Here is a 5,489-nt window from a genome sequence, read left to right as displayed (position 1 = left end):
GGGGACCATTTTACGGGGTAGCTCCGCCGGGAAAAGACGGTCTAAATTGATCGCTTACACCACAACAGTGATGAAATTGCGATCGTCACTAAAACAGCCGCTGAGCCTAAATCTTTCGCTAAGCCTGACAGTGGGTGAATCTCTTTTCCAATACGGTCAATAGTTACTTCAATTGCAGTATTTATAATTTCAGCGAACAAAACGAAGAGTATGGAGGAAAGTAAAATCGTCTTTTCCATATAAGGAATTGACCAAAATGCAAGCACTCCCGCCGCTAAGATAAGTAAGATAAGTTCTTGCCGGAACGCTGACTCGTTTTTAACAAGCCATGATATAGCTCGAACTGAGTTTTTCATTGCTAATACAATACGCAACATGCCCTTTGGTTTGGCTTTAGGGTCGAAATGCATTTTTGATGTGGCTTCGTCTATGACTCGCATTTTCGTAAAATATCCTGAGTGGGTTGGTAGGTGCTGCTTTGCACATTTGTAAGACCAAGTAATGTGTCAAAAAGGTTGTCATGCGAATAAGGATGACTGGATAACGACTTTACGCAATCACTGTATTCAGGTTGGCTAAACTTGGAGGCCCAATAAACCATTGGTACATGAGTTTGCTCAACAGGCGCTAAATTATAAGGGAAACCGTGTAAATAAAGCCCTTTTTCTCCCAATGACTCACCATGATCCGATAGATAAAGCATCGACGAATTAGGAATAGTGGAAAGCTGTTCAATAATCTGGCCTAGCACGTAGTCTGTGTATGCAATAGTATTATCGTACGTATTTGTCAGCTCTGCCTCTTCACAATTTTGAATATCACTTCTGGGACAGTCAGGCACGAACTTAGCAAATTTCTCTGGGTATCTCCGGTAGTAAGTAGGGCCGTGTGAGCCAATCATATGTAAGACTATCACTCTATGTTCTTTAGATGGCCTTGAAAGAGTTTCTCTTAAAAGGTCAACAAGTACCTCATCATAACAATAATCTCCATCGCAAAACTTGGGATCTCTGGACGGATCAAAGTCTAGGGTCTTTACCCTCTTGCATACGCCTTTACAGCTACTGTTGTTGTCAATCCAAGTCACGTCAACTCCTGCACGATGAATGATGTCTAAAACATTGTCCTGACTGTCTGCAATACGCGAATCATAATTTTCTCGAGAGAGTCTTGAGAACATACATGGCACGGAGACTGCGGTAGCAGTACCGCAAGATGTCACCTTGCTAAAACTGATTGCACCTGCGTTCTGGATATTAGGCGAAGTACGCCTCGAATAGCTGTTGCTTGAAAACTTGTCCGCTCTGGCTGTTTCGCCAACCACTAACACTGTAATAGATGGGTGTATATTAGCGTTACCTTTTAAGTAGGGACGCTTGTCTAATACTTTGTAGGGTAAAGGCGGATAGAAGTAAGTGTCCCGAAGGTACTTGTACCCTGAATCATAAAAGGCGTAGGGAATAATATACTTCGTTAGATCTTTGTTATTTCTGCCGACAGCTGCATAGCTCTTAAAAAGGAACGTGGCTATAATTGCAATACCCAATAAAGCTAATAAGTTCAGCACTAGAAGGTGCTTGATTCGAGCCTTGAGCTTTCCATTTATTTCCAGATTAAAAATCGCAAATACAGGGATTAATCCCAGTATAGAGAAGAATAAAAAAAGTGTTGAATTTAGATAAGAAAAGGCTTCACCAGAATTTGTTTCCATTACATTCTGTATCATGCTCTTATCGAAAATGACACCATAGGCCAAGGTGCCGTAAAGTAGAATAGAACTTACAACGAAAGCAATTGCAACGGTGGTGCGCGGCAAAAATAGGGCACCAAAAAGACTTAGAAAAATAATATTAAAAAAGGTTAGCAAGAGCGGTACAGAGAGAAAAAACACCCACTCATTCAATGTTACAGGGGCTACAACTTCATAAACAGCGGACAAAAATGGTATGTTAAATATTGCTGCGATAAACAATGAAGAAAGTAAAATGAACTGAGCTGATGTAGGATTGAAATTTAGTGTTCTTGGAAATTTCACAATAAGGTTCTCGTGTACTTCTTAGCACATAAGTTACCTGTCTAAACTTAAATAACGCTTAAGAAAAACTGTAGAATGAAAATTCTCGCATTATTTTTTAATTGTATGAAAACATGTACCTCACGTAACGGGCCTATCTGGGATATAACTAAAGATCTCAGTCGCAGTTTTCGTAAGCGGACACTTTTCGGTTAATGCCTCGTGCGATAATAGTACCCAGTGGGCGCGATGTGCATACCCTACAGACGTTGCCATTTCTTTTTTAAAACAACTATTGCGTACATGTTTTTCATCGACGAGGATGTATCTTCCCTTTTCAGTCTTATCCAGCCACTGGTAGGCGGCAGACAATTGCTGATCAACAGGGGTATGATACCCAAAATGAGTGATGGGATAAGGCGAGAAGAGAATGAACTGTTCAGAAAAATCAACAAGTGCAATAGTTGCATCATGTTTACCAATTTCTTTTTCAATATTTGCAAATACGCTTTTAGGGGTTTTTACATCTTCAAGTAAAGTGTAACCCCAAGTAGCGTACATGCCCCAAAGAGTGCACAAGAAATAGGGCCAGACTTTCCAGTGCTTCCCTCTAGTAGTGATCACCGTAACCAGACACGTCAGTCCCCCCGTTACTAAAAAAAACATCCACGGAGAAAGCCCGAACTTTTCTTCTAACTTTAGGGCGAATGATGCTTTTACTATGCCGGAAAAACCAAACCCCAATAAGCCTACTGATAGTAAAAATACAACGCCCCACAAAAGCCAGGAAAATACTTTCTTATTAACAACTGAATCAAAGTAAGGCGCAGAGATCAGTGCCAGCATCGGCAATGCGGGTAAGATGTACACCCCCCGTTTACCAGGACTTACACTGAAGAAAAGCAGAACAAGTACAATCCAAACCAATGGTAAGTATATGCGGGCATCACCTTTTTTGATTGCGCGATACCAACATGGGATGAGCCATGGGAGAGCGATGCTAATTGGCAACCAGAATAATGGAATAACCTCTACGAGGTAATACCAGAACGGCTTTATGTGATGCCAGGAATCAGCATATCGAGTGACCGTTTGCCTGAAAAGAATATTATCTCTATATAGAGCAAGTGATGTGTTGTGGCTATTTTCGACCAATATCAACATAGGTATAAACCATAGTGATATAGCCAGTAACATCACCACTGCACCCATTATCCACGGTAATACGGACTTTTTAGTTTGCTTCTTAGCTATGTCCCGCTGAGGCCAAAAGTGTCGATGTATCAAGTATGGTATCAGCATCAGGACTGGTAAAAATCCGACCCCTTTTGTGATGACGCCAATTCCCATGAAGAAAAAGGCGAGGTAATACCAACGCCATCGCCTTTCAACTAAGAAAAAGCGCAAAAGACCATAGCATCCGATTGTTATCCAGCAGCAGACCATTGCGTCTATCTGTGCAGACTTGGCTTGAAGCAAAAATTGAAAACTCAATAAAAGAAGTGACGTTGCGATCAGCGCCTCTTTTGTACTCCACAGTCGTTTTGAGATGTCATACACCAAAAAAAGTGTGAGTAGGCTGCATAAAGCAGATGGGAGCAGAAAGGCAATCTTAATTGACCCGAATAGCGCAAAGAAAAAAGCGATAGTCCACATAAACACAGGTGGTTTATCAGGATAAAACTCTTCCGCTCTGGCTGGAAAGAACCACTGACCTGTTTCAACCATTTCTTTTGCAACTTGTGTAAAACGAGGTTCGTCAGCAGGCCAGGGATCTCTTAACCCAATCCCGATAAATATCAACACGCTAGCCAGTACAAAAAGCCAGAAAGTATAATTTGGGTGCTTGTTCTTATGTTTAATGGCTAAGCTCGTCTGATTCATTGCTACATTTGCCGCTTTTTGTGAGTGAACGAAGAGTTTTATCGTCATTATGTTGACGACGATAAATCTTAAAAAGATATGCGCTTAGCAAGCTGGAAATCCCGAATAATAGGGTGCTTATGATTATTTTAAGTTCAGAGTTGACTAATACACCCTTACCCATCAATGCAAAAACCGCCATTTGAGGGATGTAGCCAATAGTAGACCCAAGAATAAAAGAGCGTCGTGGAATCTTTGAAACGCCAGCAAAAATGTTTGTGAGTAGATTATTTCCTACTGGCAACAGTCTAATGATAACGGACTTAAGAAAGGGAGAGCGAACTAGAAAGTGGTCTAACTTGCGCACCCGCATTTCAAAGTGTTGAATAATAATCGGTCTAGCGAAATATCGGGACACTGCCATAACTGTTGCACAGCTGAGGGTAGCTGCTAATGTTGAATAGATGACACCTTCAGCAAATCCAAAGGCATACCCCCCCATAAATGCGACTAACTGGCGTGGAAGTCCGATAGAAAGTAAAAATACTGAGACGGCTAAAAATTTGGCTATCCCTGTCATTCCATTATTACGGGTATGCTTGTCTATCCACTCCTGATTAAATGCGTCAAATGAGGGAGAGACCGAAATCAAATGACTAAAAAACAGAATGGTAAGTACCAGAATGAAGAAACGAAAGAGACTGGAATTCAACTAGATACTCTCTTCATTTTCTAAGATGACATCATTAAGTGCATATTCCGGCTTATCCGGACACCAGCACCGGTTTAATCCGGACGCCTGTTTTCCTCGCTTTTCTCTAATCCTATTTTTATCCTATCTGTCCGGATTGTGCCAGCTTTCTCATTGATTCTCCTCCCAACTCAATCCGATGGCTGTTGTGGATCAGCCTGTCCAGCAGAGCATCTGCCACCGTTGCATTGCCTATCATGTTGTACCATTCTTTAACCGGGAGCTGGCTTACCATGATTGTACTGGCTGTTTGATAACGATCCTCCAGTAACTCCAGTAGATGACCGGCTTGCTCCTGGTTCATCTTTTCCATTCCCCAGTCATCGATTACCAGCAGCTGTTTCTTTGATAAGGCGAGTAGCTGTTTTTGATAACTGCCATCCAGCCGCCCTGAACTCAGATCATCCAGTAAACGGCTAAGACGATAGTAACGAACGCTGTACGTCTGCTCACAGGCCTGGGTTGCCAAGGCGCAGGCTACGTAAGTTTTTCCGGCACCTGTTGGTCCGGTGAGTAGGATATTCTGGTGCTTTAGCAGGTAGCTCCCGGTTAATAGTTCACTTATCTGGATACGTTTTAATCCCCGATCCTCTTTGTAGATAAGCTGATTGGGTGAGGCATCAATACGTAACTTAGCTTGTCGTTTCAGGCGTTCGATCCTGGCCTGGCTTCGCCCCAGTACCTCGCACTCAAGAAGCAGGCTAAGCCGCTCCTCGAACGTCAACTCAGCATAGGTGGAGAGTTGCTCTCGCTGTTGCTCAAGACCCTTGGCGGCATGGCCAAGACGCAGGGTTCTTAGTTGCTCATTAAGCTGATTCATGTCGTTCTCCTAGTGGTAACTATTTGGGCCACGCACATTGC

5 protein-coding genes are annotated in these 5,489 nt (G+C 42.5%); all 5 read right to left on the bottom strand.

The window, feature by feature from the left end; translation table 11 throughout:
• Positions 1-41: 41 nt before the first annotated feature.
• Positions 42-440, bottom strand: coding sequence for a diacylglycerol kinase (locus tag D9T21_RS16015; RefSeq protein WP_123325962.1), 399 nt, complete (start codon positions 438-440; stop codon positions 42-44).
• On the bottom strand, positions 428-2,035 hold the full coding sequence (locus tag D9T21_RS16010; RefSeq protein ID WP_014978034.1) for a phosphoethanolamine transferase: 1,608 nt from the start codon (positions 2,033-2,035) through the stop codon (positions 428-430). Before D9T21_RS16010 ends, D9T21_RS16015 begins: the two co-directional genes overlap by 13 nt.
• A 120-nt stretch (positions 2,036-2,155) precedes the next feature.
• On the bottom strand, positions 2,156-3,898 hold the full coding sequence (locus tag D9T21_RS16005) for an ArnT family glycosyltransferase (protein WP_123325960.1): 1,743 nt from the start codon (positions 3,896-3,898) through the stop codon (positions 2,156-2,158).
• The gene (locus D9T21_RS16000; RefSeq protein WP_123325958.1) at positions 3,873-4,589 is read right to left on the bottom strand and encodes a TVP38/TMEM64 family protein; all 717 of its coding nucleotides are present in this window, start codon (positions 4,587-4,589) and stop codon (positions 3,873-3,875) included. The genes D9T21_RS16005 and D9T21_RS16000 overlap by 26 nt, the downstream gene beginning before the upstream one ends.
• A 118-nt stretch (positions 4,590-4,707) precedes the next feature.
• Positions 4,708-5,448 (bottom strand): IS21-like element helper ATPase IstB, encoded by a 741-nt coding sequence (istB, locus tag D9T21_RS15995; RefSeq protein WP_123324632.1) that lies wholly within the window; start codon positions 5,446-5,448, stop codon positions 4,708-4,710.
• Positions 5,449-5,489 lie beyond the last annotated feature (41 nt).

It is taken from the genome of Marisediminitalea oceani (assembly GCF_003731635.1).
Classification (GTDB): Bacteria; Pseudomonadota; Gammaproteobacteria; order Enterobacterales; family Alteromonadaceae; genus Alteromonas; species Alteromonas oceani.
Note: the sequence above shows the minus strand (reverse complement) of the source record. Positions and strands in the feature narration are given on the sequence as shown.